Origin of the sequence: Luteolibacter flavescens, assembly GCF_025950085.1 — a bacterium.
Classification (GTDB): Bacteria; Verrucomicrobiota; Verrucomicrobiia; order Verrucomicrobiales; family Akkermansiaceae; genus Haloferula; species Haloferula flavescens.
Map to the genome: position 1 here is coordinate 22,111 of NZ_JAPDDS010000020.1, position 22,890 is coordinate 45,000.

The following is a 22,890-nucleotide window of genomic DNA, read 5'->3' on the forward strand; positions in this document are numbered from 1 at the left end:
CGCGGCTTCCAGCCGCAAGCCTCCACGGACTGATGCAAGGCTTGCGGCAAGATGCCGCAAGCCTCTTTCCGCTCAGCGGAACAGCGCATCCACGCCCATCGCCGACTTGCGGAGGAACTTCGGCACGGCCTTGCTTTTTCCCGGGCGGATGAGCCGGAAGATCAGGCCGAGCAGGTTCAGCGTGAAAACGTGGTCGATGAGCCGGTAGCCGCGCTGGCGGCGGAGCAGCAGGGAGGAAAGCCAGCCGAGCGTCTGCCGCTTCACCTTGAAGGGCTCAAAGTTGATCTTGATGCGGTAGCGCTGCCGGCGGTCGCTCGGCCACGCCTTCTTGTAGGCCTTCTTCGAGGCGCGGATGCGCTCGGCCAGCTCCGGCTCGAAGGGCAGGAAGTAGTAGCGCCGCGCCAGCCGCACGAGGTGGCAGAAGTCCCGCCAGTGCTCGATGTCCGCCACGGGCAGGTCCGCGGTGCGCGCCAGCTCGATCATGCGCGGGAAGAGCGCGTAGGCCGCCTCGCCCTCGCGCAGCGCACGCTCGGGATCGGTCACGAAGTGCCGCAGCACCTTTCGCACCGCGTGATTGATGAAAAGGCAGTCCCAATAGACATGCAGGAGCGGCGGGATGCGGACGCGGCGGAAGAAGAGCTTCTGCGAGGCAAATTCCCCGATGTAGTGCAGCTCCTTCACCACCGTCTCCGAGTGGCGCAGCAGCTCCAGCACCGCGGGTGCCTTCTCCGCGCCCACGACGTGCGCGACTGCGTCCTCCACGGACTCGTGATAGCGGAAGATCCGCAGCGCAACCCGGGTATTCAGCCGCAGCCAGAAGTCGCGGCCGTCTTCCTCCAGGAATGCGAGGCGTCGGAAGCGGTGCCACCCGCCGGTCTGACACCACACCGAGATGCCCGCGAGATTCGCATCGCCCTGCAGTTCGCGCGCGTATTGCTCGCAGTCCCAGCCGATGAAGCTGGGATACTCCCCTGCTCCCTCGTATTCACGGCGCGCCTGCAGCTCCACGATCTTGCGGTGCGGCGTTCGGAAGAAGGCGCGGTTCAGCGGCAGGTAGCGGAAGAAATCGCTCTCGCCGTATTTCATCGAGAGGATGAAGGCGGGCGAGTCGATGCCCTTCAGCGCATCCGCCAGCGTGCGACGGTGCCAGATGAGATCGCCGATGCGGTGCGCGCCGACGGTCCATGTTCGCAGGATGAGCGTGCGCCCGTGCTTCTCGAAAATGGGCAACAGGTCGTGCAGCAGACGATTCGTCTCCTTCGCATCGCGGACATGCAGGCGGGTGCGCAGCGGGTCCTTCACGTCCACGCCATCGCTCTCGCCGATGCGCAGGACGATGCCGGTGATCTGCGGGAAGTCCGCGAGCATGCCCCCGACCAGCTCGCGATAGTAGCACTCCAGCTTCTCCCGATCCTCGCCGATGGCCGCCTCGACTCCGGGCGACACCGGCAGCACGTCCGAGGTGAGATAGAGATCCAGCCCCGCCCCGCGGACGATTTCGAAAAGCACCGCGAACTCCTCGCGCAGCACGGCGATACGCGCGGCGGTCTCCTCGTCATGCAGCGGGTGGGCGGCGAGGTGCGCCAGATCATCCAGCGTGACCGCCGTGAATCCCGCCGCGGCCACTTCGCGAGTGAAGGTCCGCAGGTCCTCCCGGATGCCCTTCCACTGCTCCTCGCGCTCCGGTCCGGACGTGGCGAGCCGGGTGAAGTGAATCTTCGACCAATTGATGCGGCGGCCCTCGCAGCCACGGAAGAACGGTCCGATCGCGTCGATAAGATAAATCCCCGGCAGCATGCTCAGTGCGACGCTGGCGTCACACAGATGCGGCGCAAAGACCCCGAATATGACAGGATCGTGACATTCGGCGGGAGAGAGCCACTTTTCCGTCTTTTGACATCCATTTGACCTGCGGCCGGCGCGGACCTGCGATGCTGGCGGAGTTATGAAGAAAACCATCTGCATCCTGATCACCGGACTCACCACCCTGTCCGGACTCCACGCCCAAGACCGCGCCGCCACCGATCCCTTCGTCCGGAATGGTGCGCAGGACAACCAAGCCGACGAAAATATCCCGCGGGTGATCTCGATCTGCGTCGAGAACTTCTCGCTGGACCTCAATGAGGCATCCGCACTCTACCAGCAGAAGATGGGCGACACCAAGCTCTACGCCGAACTCCGTGCTCGCGTGGCAAAGAACCAGGCAAAGCAGGAGACCTTCAGCGTGATCCGCGCGCGCACGGGGGAGAAGGCGTTGGTCGAGAGCCTATCGGAGCATATCTATCCCACGGAGTACGATCATGGCACCCCGGCGAATACCCCGGTGCCCGCTGCCGCTGCGGCCACGGCAAACGGAAACAAGCAGGCGTCCACACCGACAGCCACCCCAGCGACCATTTCCCCGGCCACCCCTCCCATCCTGCCGACCGCTTTCGAAACACGGAACACCGGCATCACCGTGGAGATCGAACCGACCCTCACTGCCGACGGTCGCGTGGTAGACCTACGGATCGCACCCGACTTCACCACCCTCGCGGAACGAGTGAAATGGGGCCAGGGCACCGCGGAGGCCGAGCTGCCCATCTTTGAGTCCCAGCGCATCACACTTGCCACCTCTCTCATCACCGGCCAACCGCAACTGCTGGGCACGCCGAGCCGCCCTCCGGTGTCAAAGGTGGATGCTGACTCCGCGAACCGCGTGTGGTTCTGTTTCGTTACCGCGGATGTCATCCCCGTCGTGAAGGAACCTTGATGAGAAGCCACTGGCTCACTCTCGGACCGATGCTTGCCGCCGCCGCTCTGGTGCTCTGGGGCGGCGAGCGGATGTCCCGACGCACGGTGGAGGACAGGATTCCCGCGGATCGCGACCGGGTGTTCGATTTCGCGGCGTCCTTCCGCGGCGAGCTTGACCGGCTGGATGACGTCTATGCGGGGCACTTGGCGGAGATCGCCAGCTCCACCGCCTCCGCCTGGCTGCCCGTGGATGCCAGCGAGCGACGCTGCGAGAATGTCATCGGCCTACGGTCCTGCTACGTCTTCGCCTCCTCGCAGCGGACTGCGTTTTTCAGCGGGAAGAAGCCAGCCGTGGGCGCCAGCAGCCGCATCCCGGAAGTCATCGCGGAGGGCGATGGCGGGCGGATCGTCCCACGCAGTGCGGTGGTGCTGCCCAAGGAAATCCTGGAAGGCGTCTCCACCACGAGCGGCTGGCTCCCCGGTCCGGAAGAGGGCCATCAGGTCCGGTGGATCCGCACGGAGCCGGCACGCGTGATTGCCTTCGTCATTGATGAGGATGAGCTGGCGGAGTGCCTGCAAAAGCACCTCGCCGCGTGGATGCCCGGCCCGATGGCTCCGCTGCGCGAAGCGGACGAGCGGGTGGCGATCCAGGGCCCCGGCGGGAAGGAGTGGCTGGCACGTGCCGATGCCTCGCACACGGGCCCCGCAGCGATGTCGTTGCCTCATCGCACCGGTCTCGGCGAGTGGCAGGTGCTGGCGTGGGACAAGCTGGAGACCGGCAGCACCCACGATGCCGCCACGCTGATCCTCGCGGGAGCGATCGCCTGCGGGCTGATCCTTGCCGGCATCTCGCTCCAGATCCAGCAGGGCCGGGCACTGCGGCTCGCGGAAGAGCGGGTGTCCTTCGTGAACCGCGTGTCGCACGAACTCGGCACGCCGCTGACGAACATCCTGCTCAATCTCGATCTCGCCGGGCGCTCGCTCGACACACGACCGGCCGAGGCCCAGCGGCGGCTCTCGCTGGTGCATGAGGAAGTCCGGCGGCTGGGACGGCTCGTCGCGAACGTGCTCACGTTTTCCCGCAGCGAGCGGAAGACCCTGGAACTCGCGCCCACCGCCTGCATCCCGGACCAAGTGGTGGAAGACATGCTCGCACAATTCCAACCGTCGCTGGATCGCCGGAAGATCCGCGTGGAATGGCAGCGCGGCGCGGGCAATAGCACGCTGCTGGATGCGGACGCGCTCGCCCAGATCACCGGCAACCTGATTTCCAATGTCGAGAAATACGCCGGCTCCGGCGGTTGGCTCGGGCTGGCGACCTCAATGGAAGGGGACCGGCTGGTGCTGCGCGTGAGTGACCGCGGACCGGGCATCCCGGCGCGCTTTCGGGGCAGGATCTTCGAGCCTTTCGAGAGGATCCACGGCGGCGTCAGTGAGGGCGCCAGCGGGACAGGGCTGGGCCTCGCCATCGCGCGCGACCTCGCCCGGCGGATGGGCGGGGACTTGCTACTATGCCCATCGGAGACGGGCACCGTCTTCGAGCTGGACCTGCCCGCACCGCCCCACCTCGCCATCATCTCCCACACTGAAGTCGCATGACCATCCTGCTCGCCGAAGACGATCCGCTGACGCTCGATGCGCTCGCCGCGTGCATCGAGGACGAGGGCTTCCGCACGATCTCCGCGTCGGATGGGAAGGAGGCGCTGGAGCTGTGGGCGCGGCACCGGCCCCAACTGCTGTGCCTGGACATCATGATGCCCGGCGTGGATGGCTTCGAAGTCTGCCGCCGCGTGCGTGCGACCGACCCCGCGGTGCCCATCCTCTTCCTCTCCGCGAAGAACGAGGAGGCGGACGTGGTGGTGGGCCTTGGTCTCGGTGCGGACGATTTCATCCGCAAGCCCTTCACCCGTGCCGAGGTCATCGCACGCATCCGCGCGGCACTGCGAAGGGTGGCTCCTGCGAATGGCACCAGCTTCACGATGAAGGATCTCACCGTGAGGCCGGATGCGCTGAGTGCGGAGCGGAATGGCAAGGTCATCGAGCTGACCCGCCGCGAGGTCTCGATGCTGGAGCTGCTGCACCGCCACGCGGGCAAGCCGGTGAGCCGCGATGCCTTCCTCGATGCCTGCTGGGGCCTCGACTACTTCCCCGACTCCCGGACGCTCGACCAGCACGTGCTGATGCTGCGGAAGAAGATCGAGGCTGATCCGGCAAGGCCCGAGATCATCGAGACCGTGCGCGGGACGGGGTATCGGTTTTCGTAGCGGGGCCGGATTTCCGTAAGGGAGTCGCGTTCACGTAGCGGAGCTACATCCCCGTAGCGGAGCCGACTGCGTCGCTCCGGCTGGGTGCGGACCGCATGAACAGTCAAAGTGGCGATCCACCTTCAACCCCCGCCCCGCCGGAAGGACGCAGTCCTTTCGCTACCTTTGGCTACGCTTCCGCAGCGGAGCTACATCCTCGTAGCGGAGCCGACTTCGTCGCTCCGGCTGGGGGCGGACCGCATGAACGATCCAAGCGGCGATTCTCCTTCATTCCCCGCCCCGCCGGAAGGACGCAGTCCTTCCGCTACCTCTGGCTACGCTTCCGTAGCGGAGCTACATCCTCGTAGTGGAGCCGACTGCGTCGCTCCGGCTGGGTGCGGACCGCATGAACGATCCAAGCGGCGATTCTCCTTCAGCCCCCGCACAGCCGGAAGGACGCAGTCCTTCCGCTACCTTTGGCTACGTTTCCGTAGCGGAGCTACATCTTCGTAGCGGAGCCGACTGCGTCGCTCCGGCTGGGTGCGGACCGCATGATCGATCCGAGTGGCGATCCACCTTCAGCCCCCGCACAGCCGGAAGGACGCAGTCCTTCCGCTACGGGAGAGTTCGCGCTAGCGACGGTGCGCCTCACTGCTCGGCATTTGCCCGCGCCTCGGCCTTCGAGCCCTTCTCTTCCAAGATCTCGCCGAGCATGCGCTGGATGCCGGCCTCCGCCATCTCGCTGCGCGGGTAAAGCGCGCGGGCCTTGAGATACCAGGAAAGCGAAGCTCCAACCTGCTTGTCGCGGCGCTCTTCGAATTCACGTGCCTTGCTAAGCGCGCGGGTGAAGTCGGCCACGTCCGGAGCCAGCTTTTCCAAGGCGAGGCCGAGATTCGGATCGTCCGGGAAATCCTTGCGGAGGGAAGCGAGCTGCTCCCATGCCGCGTAGTCCTGGCTCATCTTGCTGAATTCCGCGGCCTTTTCGAGCGCACCCTCGATGCGGGTCAGATTCGTGATGATCTGCTTGAAGGCATCCTCGCGCGCGGCATCGCCCGCGATGGCCGGGGCCAGCTCATACTGGCGGCGGAAGATCTCGCGGTAGTTCCGCTCGCTGAGAAGGCGGTCGAAATCATTCTTCGCGACCGCCATGCCACCGCCGGCTTCGACGAGCTTGTCGAATTCGGCGAGCTTCGGATTCTGCGGCCACACTTCCATGGCGTTCTTGATCTCCTGCGCGGCCTTCTCGTTGTCGCCCTTGGAGGCGGCGAGCTTCGCGGCATCGATGTGCATGCTGCTCACCCGCGTGTAAGTCGCGATCGCGGCTTCCGGCTTGGTGGCGTCAAAGTCACCGGCCATCTCCTTCAGCTTCTTCGTCAGGTTGCTGGCGGTGGTGTAATCCTTCGCATCGAGAGCGGCGATGAGCTTGTAGGACTCGCGGACGAATTCCAGCACCTGGCGCTTTTGCTCGCGCGGCAGGACCCGGATGGACGGCATGAATTCACCCACCGCATAGGCCTCGCTCAGGCGCTTCGCGGCGCTCTGGTATTCCTTCTTTTCCACGAGGAAGGTGAAGGCGTCCACGCCTTGGTTCACGTCGCGGATCGCCTCGCTGGCAAGCGAATCGAGCGCCGCCACGGTCGGGCTGGCACCGAGGCTCTCGGTGAAGAGCTTGTTCACCTCGGACTTCTGGTCGATGTGCAGGCGGTTGTCCCCGTCCTGGAAAATCTGGTGGTAGAAGCGCGCGGACATCACCACGTGCTCGAAGCGGCGCTGCACGAAGAACTGCAGCATGAGCGCCTGGTACTGGACCTTCGCCTGCGTGATCTGGAGTTCGTTCTTGGCGGTATTCGCCTTCTTCATCGCCTCGATCTCGGCGATGCGCTTCACGGAATCCACATACTGGAGCGAGACGACGCCGCGGCCCGGATTCTCCGCAGGAGCCTTCGCCCGGCCGGGTGCCCGGTTGTTGCCACCGCCGCCACCCTGGCCGGTCGCCTTGGTCTCGTTGAGCGAGGGATCGTGCTCGTGGCGGGCCTTCCAGTCGGCATCCTTGATGAGGCGCTGCTTCTCCTCCTCGATCGCGCTCGTCAGCGCGCGCGTTCCCGAGATGTCCTTCTTCGCGAGCACCGCGGCATAGATCGCCTGGGTCAGCGAGTCGCAGAGCTTGGCGTCGCCGGGGAAAGATGAAGCACGCGGGAGCAGCTTCACCGCGCCCGGGAAGTCCGGCCCGCCCTTGTGATGCGGCGAGACGAGCTCGAGGATCTGGTCGATGGTCTCGCGATAGGCCTGGGCGTCCTCGGACTGGTCCTCGGGCTCGTTCAAGTAGCGCTCGAAACGCGCGGCGAGGGCCCTGTTGTCCGTCGCAGCCCAGGTGTGCCCGTTCCACGAGACGGTCTCCGCGGAGGGATCGAAAAATGGAAGCTCGCTGCCAAAGGGCGAGCCGCCCGGCTTCGCCTGCTCCGGCTGCCGCTGGACGACGGTGTCGTTCGTCTGCGTCGCCGGGGGATTCGTCACGCGCTCGCGGGCGTCCGGGTGCAGGACCTGGCCGGGCGCGATGGCGACGGTGGCGAGCAGGGCGAATGGGATGAAAGTTTTCATGAGGAACGGGACGGGACGCTCAGAGAGGATTGATGCCGGTGGCGACCGCGATGCCGGCTTCGCGGATGCGGACCTTGATGCGGTAGCGCTGGGAGCGCTCGATATTGGACTTGGCCAGATTGGCCGGGATCTCGACGCCGAGGAACTGGTCGCCCGAATTCGTGTCCACCTTCAGGCTCACGACCTGGTTCGGATTGTCGCCGAGGAAGAATTTGTCATCCACCGTGCCCTCCACGACGTACTCGTTGTCGCGCAGGGATACGCCATCCATCACATCGGACATGTTGATGGTGGCCATGTTGGCATAGGTGTCCTTTTGCTTCCCGAGGAAGAACTTGCCACCGAAGAAGGCGATGGCCACGAGAGCGGCGATCCCGATCAGAAGACCGGGCTTGATTCCAGAACTGGCGCGTCGAGCCATGGGACTACAGTGGTGGGTTTCGGCTTAAAGTTCAGTCTCTAAACGTTTCCCGTGGACTCAAGTTTCCACGATTTTCGGGGTGATTCACGCCTTTTCCCCACATTTGCCCGGTATTTCCATCAATCCCACTGGTGGCGGCGTGTGCCGACCCATGCAGCGATGAGACCGGCGGCGATGTGGAACCCGAGCGTGTAGAGGCAGGCCTCACGGGTGGAAAGCGAGGTATCCACCACGGTCTTCACCGCCTCCAGCACCTTTGGCTCCAGCGCCCCGATGCTGCCCGACCACGCCCAGTAGGCGGAGATGAAGGGCCGCGTGAAACCCTCGACGGAATCCGGCAACGCAAGCACCGCCCCCGAGAGAGGAAGCTGGAAACCAACGAGATAGATGGAAAGCAGCGACGCCTGCTCGGCGGTGCGCATCAGCGCGGAGATGCCGAGACAGATGGCCGTCATCCCGCCATTCACTAGCAGGAGGAAGATGATATGGCTCTCGAAGCCCCCTGCCCCGCCGCGGAATGGCGCGAACAAATTGACGAAAACCGCCATCCACAGCGATTGCGCGAGGACGAGACACGCGAGGAAGGCGATCTTGCTGGCCAGATAGGCGGTCGGTCGCAGCCCCCCGAATTTCTCCTTCTCGAAGATGGACCGCTCTCCGGCGATCTCCCGGGCGGAGTTGTTCGAAGCCATCAGTGCGAGCAGGATGACCTGGAACATGACGATCCCGGAAACGGCCGAGCCGACGCGCACCTGATCCTGCCTCACGACCTGCTGCTCCTGGAAATCCTGCATCACGTTCCCCAGGCGGGTCTCGGAAAGATTCGCGATCTGGCCGAGGGCGTTGTCCTTGAAGAGGGTGACCAGCACCGGGAAGCAGAGCAGGATGGCGAGCTGGAGAAAGACCTGTCCGCGATCCCGGAAAAAGATCCGCCAGCGGCGGGACAGCAGCGTGGTGAATTGCGCGAAGAAGCCGGGCGTGCGGATCTTCTCCGACTCGGGCTTCTCTTTCGCCGCTTGCTCCTTCTCGTCCGTCACCTCCTGGGTCGGGACCGGCTCGGGATCGGCAGGCAGGTGCAGGCCGCCGGAATCGACGAGCTTCGTGCGATTCCGGTCGAGCTTCGTATAGTAAGGCCCGCGGTGCTTCATCCACGAGCTCTGCCAGCGATCGGAGGTCTGGCTGGCGAGCTTGGGGTAGACTTCCTCGGTATCGTGCACCGAGAAGTAGTGGTTCATCTGGTCCGGCGGGCCGTGGTAGGCCACCCGGCCCTCGTGCAGGACGAGGATGGAATCGTAGAGTTCCAGGTGAGCCAGCGAGTGGGTCACGGACAGGACGATGCGGCCCTCGCGGCGGGAGAGGTCGTGGAGCAGGCGCACGATTTCCCGCTCTGAGCGGGGGTCGAGGCCGCTGGTCACCTCGTCGCAGAGGAGCAGCTTCGGATCCGACACCAGCTCCATGGCGAGGCCTAGGCGACGCTTCTGGCCGCCAGAAAGCACCTTCACGTGGCGGTCGGCGATGGTGGTGAGCCCGGTTTCTTCCAGCACCCGGTCGATGCGCTGGTCCAGCTCCTCCATGTCCCGCGTCTTCACGCGCAGGCGGGTGGCGGCCTCCACCGACTCGTCCACGGTGAGCGGATCGTAGGCGACGGAGAACTGCGGCACGTAGCCGATCTCCGAGGGGTCGAGGTCGCCCTCCTCGGAAAGATTCCGCCCGTCCCAGTAGAGCGCTCCGGCCGACTCCGGATTCAGGCCGGCGATGGTTTTCAGCAGGGTCGTCTTGCCGCAGCCCGAGGGGCCGACGATCGCCATGAAATGCCCGCGCGGGATCTGGATATTGACCTTATCGACGAGGTTCACGTCCTCGCCGTCCTTCTTGATGGTGAAACAAACGTCCTTGAGCTCGAGCACGGGCAAACGGGTGAATTGGATAGCTACGGAAGAAAGCGGCCGTTTTTCGCAAGGGCGAGAAAGAAAGGGCGGTCAGTCTCCGGACGCCCCACCGATCTCCACCAACGCCTCGCCAACCTCAATCAACTCCCGGGCGGTGGAAAAGTGTCTCCCGAGAAGCTCTTTCAATGCTGCTTTGGAGGTTTGCCGGGGACGAGCACTGTATCGAGAACGGGGCCGTCTCACTCCAGCGGAACGATCCGAATCTTCCCGGCGGGCTGCTTCATGCTGTCGGAGATCGTGGTGCCGACCGCTTTCGGTGCTTCCGCCGGGGTCTGGTCGAGGGCGTTTTTCAGCGCGCCCTCCACGAGCTGGCCGCAGTGGATCTTCATCGGAGGCAGCGGACCGAGGTCGCCGGTCAGCTCGTTTGCGGAGAGTTCGCGGGCTTCCTCGGCGGTCTTGCCCTTGAGCAATTCGGTGGCCATCGAGGCGACGGCGATGGCGGTCTGGCAGCCGAAGGACTGGAAGGAGGCCCGGTCGATCACCTTTTTGCCGTCCTTTTCGGTGAACTTCAGCCACATCCGCAGCATGTCCCCACAATCGGGCGAGCCGACGGTGCCGACGGCATCCGCATCGGCGAGTTCGCCTTGGTTCTTCGGCGAGGACAGGGCTTCGCGGACTTTTTCTTCGAAATCGCTCACGCCGCGACGATGCGGCAGGCGGGCGAGGATTCAAGCGCGGGAAAATAGGAACCACCAAGCTTGCAAAGACCCGCCGCACCGGAAAATCTAACGCCGCCCCCAACAAAATCCTCCCGTCGCCCGGATAACGAGGCATGCACTTTCTAGGAATCGAAATCGGCCACGCCGCCACCCGCGTGGTGGCACTGGATCTCGAAGCCGCCACGGTCGCGGCCGAAGCCACCGCCGCCCACGCGTGGGTCGAGGGGCTTCCCGACGGCTACCGCGAGCAGGATCCGGCGTCGTGGATCTCCGCAGCGGACCACGCGATGCGGCAGGTGCTGGAGACGCTGGGGGACGCCCGCGGCGGGGTCGCGGGCATCGGCATCACCGCGCCGACCGGCGGAATGGTGGTGCTGGATGAGAACAACCGCATCGTCCGCCCCGCGAAGCTGGGGATTGACCGCTCGGCCCAGCGGCAGGCGGAAGAGATCGCCCGCGCCTTCGGCGGGGCACCCGGACTGATCGAGCTCTGCGGGAATCCGGTGGATGCCGGTTCGTTGGCCGCGCAGTGCCTGTGGCTGAAGCAGCATGAGCCCTACCACTTCCAGCGCGCCGCGCGTCTGATGACGCCGCAGGACTTCATCGGCTACTGGCTGACGGGTGAATCCGGCATCGAGGCAGGTTCCGCGGCCACGACCGGTCTCTTCAATGTCCCGCAGCGGAAGTGGAGCGGCGAGCTGATGGAATTCATCGACAGCCGCGTCTTCGACATGCTGCCGCCGGGCATCTCCCCGCTGCAGCCGCGCGGGCAACTCCGCCCCGGCCTGTGCCGCTCGTGGGGCCTGCCGGATGGCGTGATCGTGGCCCCGGGCTCGGGTGCCGCCGCGCTGGCCGCCCTCGCCGTGGGTGCCGCGGGGAATGGCTCGGTGGTCGCGGACCTCTACGCCGATGGCTCGCTGTGCGCGATTTCCGACCGCCCCGCCGTGGACTTCCAGGGCGAGGCCTCCATCCTCTGCGATGCCTCCGGCCGCTGGATCACGCGCATGGGCATGGCCAATGCCGTGTCCGCACTGGAACTCGTGCGGCGCCACTACGGCTGGTCCAACGCGGAATACGAAAAGGCGCTGACAAGCACGGAAGCCGGGGCAAACGGTCTGCTCTTCCTGCCCTACCTGCGCGGCGAGATCACGCCGCGCCTGCCGGATGCCACCGGCGTGCTCCACGGGGTGACGCTGGACAATTTCACGCCGGGAAATCTGGCACGCGCCTCGGCGGAAGGCCTCGCGCTGGGCTTCGGCTACGGCTTCAGCCGCCTGCGCGACCTCGGCTTCGAGCCCTCGGGCGTGCGCGTCAGCCGCGATGCGGGCCCGGCCTTCCACCAACTCCTGGCCGATGTCTTCGGCGTGCCGGTCGCCTCGGTCGCGGTCTCCGGCGGCTCCCTGCTGGGTGCAGCCATGCAGGCGGCGGTGGTGTATTTCCGGCTGAATGGCGAGTCGCTGGGCTTTGACGAGATCGCCGGCTACATCGTCACCATGGACGATGCGACGCGCCGCGATCCCGATCCGCAGCGCCACGAATTCTACCAGGACCTGCTGGCCCGCCAGCAGTACCTCGTCGAGACGCTCCACGCGGGAGGTTTCCTGTAATGGCTGGCAAGGGCTCGGAAATCCGCGAGAGCGGGAAGGCCACCGCGCTCGGCACCTTCGCGGGGCGGCTGATGCAGGCGTGGAGCGCCACCCTGCGCTTCGAAATCATCGACCGCTGCGGCCTCACCCGGCCCGGTGGCATCCCCGGCCCGGTGATCTACTGCCTGTGGCACAACCGCATCTTCACCATGCCCGCCGCATGGAAGAAGTCCTGCGGAAAGCACCGCCAAGCCGTGGTGCTGACCAGTGCCAGCCATGATGGTGCGGCGCTCGCGCGGGCGGTAGGCGTCTTCGGCATCGGCTCGGTGCGTGGCTCATCCTCCCGCCGGGGCGTGGCCGCGCTCGTCGGCATGCGGAAGGCACTGCGGGAAGACACCGACGTGTGCGTGACGCCGGACGGACCGCGCGGCCCGAAGCACATCGTCCAGCCCGGCATCATCAAGCTGGCGGAGTCCACCGGCGTGCCGATCGTGCCGATCCACGTGACGTATTCCTCCTGCCGCGAGCTGAAAACCTGGGACCGCTTTGCCATCCCGGCCCCCGGCAGCCGGGTGCGCGTCATTTTCGACGAGGTGCTTGCCGTGCCCGGAGGGCTCTCCGAAGATGACTTCGAAACGTGGCGCCGCCGACTGGAGGAGATCATGCTCCGCGGTGCCAACCCAACTTCCGACCACCTACGATGAGTTCCGTAATTGATGGCAAGTCCGTGGCAGCCGCCGTGCTCGAAGAATGCCGCAGCGAAGTCGCTGAGCTGAAAGCCAAGGGCATCACGCCCGGCCTGGCCGTCGTGCTGGTGGGCGATGACCCGGCGTCGCACGTCTATGTCGGCTCGAAGGTCCGCACCTGCGGCGACCTTGGCATCTACTCGCGGAAGATCGTGCTGCCCGCCGAGACCTCGCAGGAGGAACTGCTGGCCGTGGTGAAGGAACTGAATGCCGATGCTGCCATCCACGGCATCCTGGTGCAGAGCCCGCCGCCGAAGCACATCGACGAGGAAGCGATCATCCGCGCGCTCGACCCGCGCAAGGACGTGGACGGCTTCCACCCGGAAAACGTCGCCAAGCTCGCGCTGGAGGACAAGACCGGCTTCGTCCCCTGCACGCCCGCCGGCAGCATGCGCCTGCTCGCCGCCGCCGGGGTGAAGACCGCCGGTGCCGAAGCCGTGGTCATCGGCCGCAGCATGATCGTCGGCAAGCCGATGGCGCTGCTCCTGATGGCGAAGGGCTCGGACGCCACCGTCACGGTCGCACACTCGCGCAGCAAGGATCTCGCCGCCATCTGCCGCCGCGCCGACATCATCGTCGCCGCCGTCGGCCGCCCGGAAATGGTGAAGGCCGACTGGGTGAAGGAAGGTGCCGTGGTCATCGACGTGGGCATCAACCGCATCGAGGACGCCTCGAAGAAGAGCGGCTACCGCCTCGTCGGCGACGTGGCCTATGACGAGGTCGCGCCGAAGTGCTCCGCCATCACCCCGGTCCCCGGAGGCGTCGGCCCGATGACCATCGCGATGCTGATGAAAAACACGCTGCAAGCGGCGCGTCAGCTCGGCTGAGAAACGAAAAGAAAAGAGCGTGGACACGGCGTCCACGCTCCTCGGTTCAAAGGGCTGTCGATGTTTCGCGGCCTTACTTCCCTCCGGCCACCAGCGGGCTCGGGGTGACGGCATCGCCGGGGCGCAGCATCGCATTCGGGCTGACGATCACCTGGCTGTCCGGCTTCAGCGCCGCGGAGGTCACTTCCATCTGCGGGCCGAGATTGCGGCCGGGCAGCACATCCACGAGCTTCATCTTCCCGTCCTCGACGATGGAGACGAACGACTTGCCATCGCGGAGGATGAGCGTGTTGTTCGGCAGCAGGTAGGTGCCGGGCGCGGGCTTCAGCTTGAAGGCGACGGTGCCGGTGAGGCCCGCGGGCAGGGTGAGGTCCGGATTCTCCAGCAGCAACTCCACGCGCATGGTGCCGGTGGCGGTGTCGAAGAGATTGCTGGAGCGGCTGACCTTCGCCGGAAATTCGCGTCCGGGAAGCTCGGCGAACTTCACCGTCGCCTCCGTCTCGGCGGAAAGGCGCAGCGCGACATCCGGCGTGGCACCCACGGCGAAGCGGAGCTGGTTCAGCCGCACGATGTGGAACATCCACTCGCTGGTGGTGGCGGAGTCGCCGCGCACGAAGTCACCACGGTCGATGCGGCGTGCGGAGACGGTCGCTTGGAAAGGAGCCTTCACGACGGCGAACTTCTGGAGCTCTTCCAGACGACCCACCTCAGCCCTCGCGGCGCGCACGGCGGCCTCCAGCTCGGCGGCGGATGCCTCGCGCTGCTCGGCCTCTTCCTTCGAGACGGCCTGCGCATTCAGCAGGCCGGTGGTGCGGTTCGAGGTGCTGCGGGCGATCTCGGCACGGGCGACGGCCTGATCGACGGACGCCTTCGCGGCTTCCAGCTCCTGCTCGATGTCCGGGATATCGATCACCGCGAGCGTGTCGCCCGCCTTGACGCGGTCGCCGATATCGACCGGCCGCTCCTTCACCGTGCCGGTGGCGCGGGAGAAGATGCGGGCCTGCTCGACCGGCTCGGTGCGACCCGGCAGGTCAAAGGTGCGGGCCTCGGTTGCGGCGGACGGGGCCACGGTGCGCACCGTGGCCGGCTCCTGCGCGAGGGCAGACACCGCGGAGGCGACGAGGAGAAAGGGAAGCGTGCGGGCAATCATGACGGCTCGGGAATGACGGTGGATGGGAGAGCTTCCTCGCTCTCTTCTTTCTTCGGGTGGAATCTGGCGCGGACGAAGGCAAAGGCAATCGGCACGACGAAGAGCGAGGCCATGGTGCCAAAAAGCAGGCCGCCGATCACGGCGCGGCCGAGAGGAGCATTCTGCTCGCCGCCCTCGGCATGACCGAGTGCCATGGGGATGACGCCCAGGATCATCGCCAGCGCGGTCATCATCACCGGGCGGAGGCGGGTGGTGGCAGCCTCGATGGCGGCATCCAGCGCGGTCTCGCCCTGGTCGAAGCGGTCACGGGCAAAGCTGCTGACGAGCACGCTATTCGCCGTGGAAACGCCCACGACCATGATGATGCCCATCAGCGCGGGCACGCTGAGCGGGGTGCCGGTGACCCACAGGCCGAAGAGCGCACCGGACACGGCGACCGGCAGGCCGCTGATCGCCACGAAGGGCAGCGTCCACGATTGGAAATTCACCACCATCACGAGGAAGACGAGGACCGCGGCGAGGCCGAGGCCGCCGATGAGCTCGGAGTAGGCGGACTTCATGAGGGCGGCCTGGCCGGTCAGCTCGATCTTGTTGCCGGGCTTCTGCTGCTTGCGCAGTTCCGCAAGCATGTTCTCGAGCTCGATGGTCAGGCTCCCGAGATCCCGGCCCGCGGCATTTGCCACCACCGTGTAGGTCGGCTGCAGGGTGGTTCGCGAGACACTCGCGGGGGCGCGCTTTTCCACCACGGTGGCGAAGGCGCGGAGCGGCACCGGAGAGCCCGTGCCCGCCGATCCCCGGATCGGAAGGTTGAGGAGTTGCTCCACGCTGACGAGATTCGATGGCGGTGCGATCACCTGCACGTCATACGAGGCGCCGGTCGCGGGGTCGGACCAGTAGTTCGGCGCGATGGAGCCACCGCTGCCGAGCGCGGCAAGCATGGCATTCGCCGCATCCTGCTGGGTGATGCCGAAGGTGGCGGCACGCGCGCGGTCCACGCGGATCGCATAGCCCGGCTGGTCCAGCACCTCGCGCAGGGTCACGTCCACCGCGCCGTGCACCTTTGAGAAGTCGTCGCGAAGCTTTCTCGCGAGCGCCAGATTCCCCGGGACATCGCGGCCCATGAAGCGGACCTCGAAGGTGGTCGGCGCGCCGGATGCCAGCGTCTGGCTGGTCGCGTCGGCGGGACGGAAGAAGGACTGCACGTCGGGGAACTTCTCCGCGAGCATCTCGCGGATCTTTTGCTCGTAGCCGAGGCTCGGCCCGTGGTCGCCCTGGAGCTGCACGAGGATCTCACCGTCCGACGAACTGATGGCGGTGGTCTCGACCCACGCCTGGTTCACCGATGAAGGAGCGCCGATATTCTCGACGATGAACTGGAGTTCTTCCGCGGGGATCACATTGCGGATCTCGCGCTGGATGTCCGCGAGGGATGCCGAGGTGTCCTCGATGCGGATGCCGCTGGGAATGCGGACGAACAAGCGGATCAGGCCGGCATCGGTCTTCGGGAAGAACTCTCGGCCCGACTGCCACGCGGAGAAGCCGCCGATGCATGCTGCCACCAGCACGGGGATGAGGATGAGGTATTTCCTGGGCATCAGGAATTTCAGGATCTTGCCCTGGAATTCCGCGATGCGGTCCACGCCGCTTTCGATGCCGTGGTGGATCTTGCCAAAGCCACGCGGCGGCAGGCCCTCGCGCTTCTTCTCCGCCGCGGCCTCCGCGGGCAGGATGATCGAGGCGAGCGTCGGCACCAGAGTACGGGCGAGGAGGTAGCTCGCGATCATCGCGAAGACCACCGCCAGCGCGAGCGGGCGGAACACGTACGATGCGGTGCCGCTGAGCAGGAAGATCGGCAGGAAGACGATACAGATGGAGATCGTGGAAACGAACTCGGGGAAGGCCACCTCGCGGGCACCGTCGATGATCGCCTGCCGCACGCCCTTCCCGAGCGATATCTGCCGCTTGATGTTCTCGATCTCCACCAGCGAGTTGTCCACGAGGATACCGATCGCCAGCGCGAGACCGCCGAGGGTCATCAGGTTGAAGGTCGCACCGACGAGCGAGAGACCCACGATCGAGCAGAGCAGCGCGAGCGGAATGGAGGTCAGCACGATGAGCGTGGAGCGCCACGAACCGAGGAAGAGCAGCACGACCGCGGCGACGAGACCGCCCACCAGCAGGATCTCGTGCTCCACGCCTTTCACCGCCGCACGGACGAAGACGGATTGGTCGAAGATCGGCTCGATGTTCATCCCCTCGGGGGCCGATGCGCGGACCTCGGGCAAGCGCTCCATGATCCCGTCGATGATGTCCACGGTGGAGGCATTGCCGAGTTTCAGGATGGAGATCATCACCGCGTTCTGGCCGTTGAGACGCGCGATGTTCGAGCTGACCGCCTCGCCGTCGCGGACGTTTGCGAGGTCGCGCAACAGGATGGTGCGGCCTTCCACGGAGCGGATCGGCAGGTCGAGGAAGCCCTGGATATTCTCCGGGCTCGCATTCAGCTCCACGGGCAATTCGCGGCCGCCCTCACGCAGCGAGCCGGAAGGCAGGGTGAGATTCTGCCGGCCCACGGCGGCATTCACCTCCGCCGCGGAAATGTCGAAGGCATTCAGCGCCTCGGGGTCGAGATCGACCATCACCTGGCGCGCGGCACCACCGTAGGGCAGCGAGATCCGCATGCCGGGCACGCTCTGCAAGGATGCACGCAGGGTGAGGCGCGCGTAGTCGAAGAGCTGGCCGCCGGTCATCGTGTCCGACGAGATGACCATCTGCACGATGGGCACGCTGGACGGGCTGGTGCGGACGATCAGCGGCGGCGTGGTGCCCGCCGGCATGCGACGGATGATCGTCTGCGACACCGATGTCGCCTGCGCGAGCGCCGTATTGATATCGACGTAAGGCTGGAACTTCAGCTTCACGAGGCCGATGCCATTCGAGGTCTCGGAGCGGACCTCCAGCAGGTCATCGACGTTGTTCAGCGTGGCGATCTCGGAGAAGGACGAGATCTTCGACGCCATCTCGGCCGCGCTGAGGCCATTGTAGCTCCAGACGATGGTGACCTCCGGGCTATCGACACGCGGCAGGATATCCGTGGACATCCGCTTTGCCGACATGAGGCCGAAAAGCAGGATGAGGATACCGAGAACGCCGATGGTGTATTTGTAACGGAGTGCAAAAAGAACGATCCACATGATCTGTAGAGCCTCGGCGGCGGGTGCTGGAATTAACGATGACCAAGATGCCGCGGAACCGGCCGGTATTCCCGATTTTCCCGATGGGAAACGATCACCGTGGCAGCGCGATCCGCGCCACCTTCGTTCGATGAACGTCAAACGTCGCGTGTTTTTTCGGTTTGAAACACTTTTTCCGGAGAAATGCCGCTACGGTGATTTCCGTAGGAGGAGCTACCCATGAAACCCATCATCCTGCTCCCGCTTCTCGCCGTGACCGCCCTCGCCGAACCGGTCGCCCTCTTCAATGGCAAGGACCTCACCTGCTGGAAGGCGGATGTCCCGGAGGCGGACAAGAAGCCGGACATCGCCCCGAGCTTCATCGTCCGCGATGGTAATCTCGTCTCCCTCGGCAAGCCGCTCGGCCATCTGGTCACGGAGCAGGAGTACGCCAACTACCGGCTGACCGTGGAGTATCGCTTCCCGGACAAGGGAGGGAACTGCGGCGTGCTCGTCCATGCCTCGAAGCCGCGGGCACTCTACGGCATGTTTCCGCAGTCCATCGAGGTGCAGATGCAGTCCGGCAACGCGGGAGACTTCTGGTGCATCGGCGAGAACATCGAGGTGCCGGACATGGAGAAGCGCCGCCCTCACAAGGAGGGACAGAAATTCGGCGGAGGCCCGGACGACGCGCGCAACATCAAGAACCTGACCGACGACTCCGAGAAGCCTCTCGGCGAGTGGAACACGATGGTGATCACCTGCAAGGGCGACACCGTGACCGTGGAGGTCAATGGCACCGAAGTGAATGCGGGCAACAAGGCAACCGCGAGCAAGGGGAAGATCGCCCTGCAGGCCGAGGGGACCGAGGTGGAATTCCGCAAGGTGGAACTCGAGCCCGTGAGATAAGTCACGAAGATCTCGCCGGGACGCATGCGGTGAGATATCAGGTGCCGCATGCGTTGCTTGTCCTCCCTCATCGCCGTGCCGCTTGTCCTCGGCGCTGTCTCTTGTCGCAAAGAAAGCTCCACCCAGCCCGGACCACCGGTCGCAACCCCGGAAACTGCCGCGACCGAAACCACAACCGCTGACGAGGAGGTCAACGACAAGAGTGCGAACATCCACGAAGAGGTCGCAGCCGCGGCCAAGGATGGCGATCGCGAGAAGCTGCTGCGGCTCTGGTCCACCGGGGCGCTGGTCGATGAACTTGTGAGCCGCGGCTATCTCGGCGAGCCCGACGCGGAGGCGAAGTCACGCGCGAAAGCGGCGATCGACGAGCACTCCGACCTGCTCGCCTCCTATCTTGAAAAACGCATCGGCGAATCGTGGCAGCCCTACATGACCAGCGTGACGACGTCCGGGCTGCAGGTGAGCATTTATCGCACTCGCCAGGAAGACGGGTCGCGCGACACGGTGATGCGCTTCTGGTATCGCTCGCATGAAGGACGCACACAACTCGTCGATTGCGAGGACATGACGCTCGGCTATCGCGCCTCCACGCTGCTGCTCGGCCTGGTGGCTCCGGCGGAGCTATCGTGGCGGCAGCCCTTGCTGGACCTTATGGCAAAGATCAGCCAGGCAGGCAGCGAGAGCACCTTTGTCGTAGCTGCCGCCGTCGGCGATGAGGCCGACGCCTTGATCGCCGCAAATCCTCCCGACGAGCTGAAGGCCTTTGCCTACAAGCTGAAGGCCGAGCGCCTGCTCATGGAGGGCAAGCCCGCTGATGCGCTGAAGGCGATCAAGGAATTCGCCGCCGCTTCACCGGGCTCACCCTGGGCGGAGTTCCTGCGCGGGATGGCGCTGATGTATCTCCACCGGGAATTCGAGGCGATCACCGCATTCAACAGCTACGGGAAGCTCGCGGGATGGGATGCCACAGCCCACGACTACATCGCGTGGTGCCACTACATGGAGGGCAACGAGAAGTCGGCGATCGAACACGCGAAGCAGGGCCTGCTGCTCAACAAGGACATGACCGGTTGCCTGCTGACCATGGTCTGCTCCAGCAAGCCTGCGGAAATCGCGCAGCTCGGCAGCTACTTCAAGAACACCTTCGACTCCGAGCAGACCTACGCCTACGTGCTGGACGAAACCATGGACATGGATGACCCGGGGGTTCCCAAGGCGGTATTCTCGCTGATGGAGACTGAGCTTCCAAAGAGCGGGCTGCTTGAGGACTACCGGAAGAAGGTTCAAGCAATCGACTGATCTACTACGTCCGCAGTAGATGGTTTGGAATGAGGAGCGTGGACGTTCCGTCCACGCCGTGTCGACCGGAGGCCGACACTCCTCAGCTACACCCGGCGGAGGACGATCCCGGCGATCATGAAGACGATGGCCGCAAGCCCGGCCCACGGCAGGGCGCTCGTGCGGATGCGCACCACCGGAATGCCATCGCGCGGAGCGGCGGAGACAAAGCTCTCCACCTTCGCCAGGGTGGGATCGGGCTGACCGGACAGGCGATACTCCGCCGGATAGCCGCGCTCCCAGCGGAGCGTCTTCACCTTGCCTCGCTCGGGATCGTGAAGGCGTAGCGTCAGCCGCGGCGCATCGCCGGGATCGACGCGGACCCGGTAGCGACCGATGCCGCTTTCCTCGATGCTGACGGGGAATTCCTTGCCGGTGTCATCCAGCGCGTGACCGGTCCACGGCACCGCGGAGAGTGCACGCCCGGCGTCATCGGTGGCGCGGACGTCGATGTCCCAGCGCCCGCGCTCGCGGTGCGAGGCCGTCTCGATGCCCACCGACTCCTCCTTCCGCAGCGCGCCACGGAAGACCTGCGCCCAGAATTTCCCGCAGCCCTGCCAGGCCAGCCACTCACTGCCCCAGCGCTCGGTGAGGTCGCCGGTGAAGGCGATGCCGGTGCCAAGACCGAAGCGCCCCACCGCCAGCAGCGGATCGCCGGACTCGACCGCGAGTAGCACCTGCGCGGTCGGCTTTGGCCGGGCCATCACGTAGCCGAGCACCGGAGGAAAAGCCGCGCTTTCAAAGCCAGCCATGATGGGATGCTCGGTCACGCCCGCCGGCTCGTAGAGGTCTTCTTTGATCGCGGAGCGCGAGGCCTGCATCGTCTCGCGGGTGAAAATCTGCGGGACATTCTCGGGCGCATCCGTCTGATAGAAACGCCCGCGCCCGGCCTCCGCCATCTGCGAAAGCAGGTCACCCGCCGCGCCCTGACCCATCGCCACGGTGGATACGGTCATACCGGAGTCGGACATCTCGCGGCACAGCTCGACGATGTTCATCGGATCGAACTGGCCGTCGGTGAGGCCGATCACGTGCTTCAGCTTCGCGCTCGCGCCGCGCAAGATATCGCGCGCCTGCACAATGCCCGGCTGCATGTTCGTGCCGCCACCCTCAGCAATCGAGTCGATGGCCGCGGCGACCTGTGCGCGGTTGGCCGCGGAGGTGAGGTCGAGCACGAGCTGCGGCTGATCGTCGAAGGCGATGACCGCGATCTGGTCCTGATTCCCCAGAAGCTCCGCCGCGCTGCGTGCCGCCTGGCGAGCTAGCTCCAGCGGCGGACCGGACATCGAACCGGACTTGTCGATCACCAGCACCATCGCGAGCGAAGGCTTCTCCTTGTCCTTCTCGAAGCGCGAGACGAGGGGCAGCACCTCTTCCACCGGCGTCTTGAAATAGCCGCCGATGCCGAAGGTATTTTCCGAGCCGGTCATGATGAGACCGCCGCCGAAGTCGGTGACGTAGCGCTTCAGCGAGGCCATCTGCTTCGGCGAGATCGCGGTCGCGGGCACGTCGGCCAGCACGATGGCATCGAATGCCAGGATCTCCTCGAAGGAATCCGGCAAGCCGCGCGCGCCACGCGTCTCCAGCGTCACGTCCTGCTCGCGCATCAGGCGCTCGAAGGGCCGCATCTGCGCGGGCTTCTCGTGGATCACGAGGATGCGCGGCTTCCCACGCACCGGCAGTGTCATCGAGAGGTGGTTGTTCGCGGGGAACCAGTCATCGTCCGGGACCAACTCCGCATCCCACACGGTATCGCCGGAGGTGACCATGCGGACCTCGGCATGACAGGCGGTCTCTTCCTTCGCGGTGAGCTTGATGGACTGCTCCGCCACGGCGACGCCGCGGTGGATGAGGCGCAGCTTCGCATTCATGTCGCGGTTCGACGCGACCTTCACGGTGAAGCGCACCATCTCCCCCTCGAAGGCGAGCGGGGTGCCCGCCTCGATGGAGGTAACCGCGGCCTCTGGCTTGTCGAGCGAGCCGAGCTTCACGAAGCGCAGGTCGGTCTTCTCCGTGGAAAGACGTTCCGCCGCCTCTGCCACCGGCCCTTCTAACAGACCGTCCGAAAGCACCACGATGCGCCGCCCGCGATTCGCCGGGAGGTCGAAGCGAGCCCCGGCCAAGGCACCCGCAAGATCCGTGGACGAGCGGAATGCGGCATCGCCACGGCCTGCCTCGCACTCGGCGATGAATTTCTCCGCCTGCTCGAAATCGCTGCGCCGCAGCTCCCGTGCGAAGAGGAAGAGCGACCAGGTATCGCCGGGCCTGAGACCCTCGACGGACTTCCTGATCTCCGCGATGCCTCGCCGCATCTCGCCGGGATCGACGGACTCGGATCCATCTAACAGGAACGCGACATGGACGTCATCGCTCTTGCGCGTGAAGAACGGGCGGCACAGCGCGAGCAGCAGCAGGAGCAGCGCGATGAAACGACAGAGCGTCGCCGCCAGCTTCATGGCCGGCGGGCGGTCCACCAGCGAGCGCCGGTAAACGAGGAAGAACAGCGGCACGGCAATCGCCAGGCCGAGGAGGGGCATCCAGGTGAGCAGTTCCATGCA

At 65.5% G+C, this 22,890-nt stretch carries 16 protein-coding genes; 8 read left to right on the top strand and 8 right to left on the bottom strand.

Going from position 1 to position 22,890, the window contains the following annotated elements:
* Nucleotides 1–72: 72 nt before the first annotated feature.
* On the bottom strand, nt 73–1,797 hold the full coding sequence (locus OKA04_RS22970) for a hypothetical protein (RefSeq protein ID WP_264503570.1): 1,725 nt from the start codon (nt 1,795–1,797) through the stop codon (nt 73–75).
* A 148-nt stretch (nt 1,798–1,945) separates the two neighbouring features.
* Between OKA04_RS22970 and OKA04_RS22975 the strand changes: the two genes are divergently transcribed.
* The 3 genes from OKA04_RS22975 to OKA04_RS22985 are packed head-to-tail and all read left to right on the top strand — an operon-like array spanning nt 1,946 to nt 4,997.
* Nucleotides 1,946–2,752 (top strand): hypothetical protein, encoded by an 807-nt coding sequence (locus OKA04_RS22975; RefSeq protein WP_264503571.1) that lies wholly within the window; start codon nt 1,946–1,948, stop codon nt 2,750–2,752.
* A complete protein-coding gene (locus OKA04_RS22980) occupies nt 2,752–4,332 on the top strand; it encodes a sensor histidine kinase (protein WP_264503572.1) in 1,581 nt (526 codons plus the stop codon). Before OKA04_RS22975 ends, OKA04_RS22980 begins: the two co-directional genes overlap by 1 nt.
* On the top strand, nt 4,329–4,997 hold the full coding sequence (locus OKA04_RS22985) for a response regulator transcription factor (RefSeq protein WP_264503573.1): 669 nt from the start codon (nt 4,329–4,331) through the stop codon (nt 4,995–4,997). Before OKA04_RS22980 ends, OKA04_RS22985 begins: the two co-directional genes overlap by 4 nt.
* Nucleotides 4,998–5,624: 627 nt before the next feature.
* On the opposite strand, the gene OKA04_RS22990 is transcribed toward OKA04_RS22985, so the two are convergent.
* The 4 genes from OKA04_RS22990 to OKA04_RS23005 all read right to left on the bottom strand — a co-directional run bounded on the left by OKA04_RS22990 (nt 5,625) and on the right by OKA04_RS23005 (nt 10,582).
* Nucleotides 5,625–7,574, bottom strand: a complete 1,950-nt coding sequence (locus tag OKA04_RS22990; RefSeq protein WP_264503574.1) for a hypothetical protein — start codon at nt 7,572–7,574, stop codon at nt 5,625–5,627.
* A 19-nt stretch (nt 7,575–7,593) separates the two neighbouring features.
* Entirely contained in the window at nt 7,594–7,995 is a 402-nt protein-coding gene (locus OKA04_RS22995; protein WP_264503575.1) for a hypothetical protein, read from the bottom strand.
* 119 nt (nt 7,996–8,114) lie between these two features.
* A complete protein-coding gene (locus OKA04_RS23000; protein ID WP_264503576.1) occupies nt 8,115–9,902 on the bottom strand; it encodes an ATP-binding cassette domain-containing protein in 1,788 nt (595 codons plus the stop codon).
* A gap of 221 nt (nt 9,903–10,123) precedes the next feature.
* Complete coding sequence (locus OKA04_RS23005; RefSeq protein ID WP_264503577.1) at nt 10,124–10,582, bottom strand: iron-sulfur cluster assembly scaffold protein; 459 nt, start codon at nt 10,580–10,582, stop codon at nt 10,124–10,126.
* 134 nt (nt 10,583–10,716) lie between these two features.
* Here OKA04_RS23005 and OKA04_RS23010 point away from each other — a divergent pair, with 134 nt between their 5' ends.
* From OKA04_RS23010 to folD, 3 genes are read left to right on the top strand one after another with little or no spacing between them, the layout of a single operon-like run.
* On the top strand, nt 10,717–12,210 hold the full coding sequence (locus OKA04_RS23010; RefSeq protein WP_264503578.1) for an FGGY family carbohydrate kinase: 1,494 nt from the start codon (nt 10,717–10,719) through the stop codon (nt 12,208–12,210).
* The gene (locus tag OKA04_RS23015; RefSeq protein WP_264503579.1) at nt 12,210–12,893 is read left to right on the top strand and encodes a lysophospholipid acyltransferase family protein; all 684 of its coding nucleotides are present in this window, start codon (nt 12,210–12,212) and stop codon (nt 12,891–12,893) included. Before OKA04_RS23010 ends, OKA04_RS23015 begins: the two co-directional genes overlap by 1 nt.
* Entirely contained in the window at nt 12,890–13,762 is an 873-nt protein-coding gene (gene folD / locus OKA04_RS23020) for a bifunctional methylenetetrahydrofolate dehydrogenase/methenyltetrahydrofolate cyclohydrolase FolD (protein ID WP_264503580.1), read from the top strand. Before OKA04_RS23015 ends, folD begins: the two co-directional genes overlap by 4 nt.
* A 73-nt stretch (nt 13,763–13,835) precedes the next feature.
* On the opposite strand, the gene OKA04_RS23025 is transcribed toward folD, so the two are convergent.
* Together OKA04_RS23025 and OKA04_RS23030 are read right to left on the bottom strand one after the other, a co-directional pair.
* Nucleotides 13,836–14,912, bottom strand: coding sequence for an efflux RND transporter periplasmic adaptor subunit (locus OKA04_RS23025; RefSeq protein ID WP_264503581.1), 1,077 nt, complete (start codon nt 14,910–14,912; stop codon nt 13,836–13,838).
* Entirely contained in the window at nt 14,909–18,106 is a 3,198-nt protein-coding gene (locus OKA04_RS23030; RefSeq protein WP_264503582.1) for an efflux RND transporter permease subunit, read from the bottom strand. Before OKA04_RS23030 ends, OKA04_RS23025 begins: the two co-directional genes overlap by 4 nt.
* A gap of 219 nt (nt 18,107–18,325) precedes the next feature.
* Here OKA04_RS23030 and OKA04_RS23035 point away from each other — a divergent pair, with 219 nt between their 5' ends.
* Together OKA04_RS23035 and OKA04_RS23040 are read left to right on the top strand one after the other, a co-directional pair.
* Nucleotides 18,326–18,994, top strand: a complete 669-nt coding sequence (locus OKA04_RS23035; RefSeq protein WP_264503583.1) for a 3-keto-disaccharide hydrolase — start codon at nt 18,326–18,328, stop codon at nt 18,992–18,994.
* A gap of 48 nt (nt 18,995–19,042) precedes the next feature.
* On the top strand, nt 19,043–20,293 hold the full coding sequence (locus OKA04_RS23040) for a tetratricopeptide repeat protein (RefSeq protein ID WP_264503584.1): 1,251 nt from the start codon (nt 19,043–19,045) through the stop codon (nt 20,291–20,293).
* An 86-nt stretch (nt 20,294–20,379) separates the two neighbouring features.
* On the opposite strand, the gene OKA04_RS23045 is transcribed toward OKA04_RS23040, so the two are convergent.
* Nucleotides 20,380–22,887, bottom strand: coding sequence for a VWA domain-containing protein (locus OKA04_RS23045; RefSeq protein ID WP_264503585.1), 2,508 nt, complete (start codon nt 22,885–22,887; stop codon nt 20,380–20,382).
* Nucleotides 22,888–22,890: the final 3 nt, after the last annotated feature.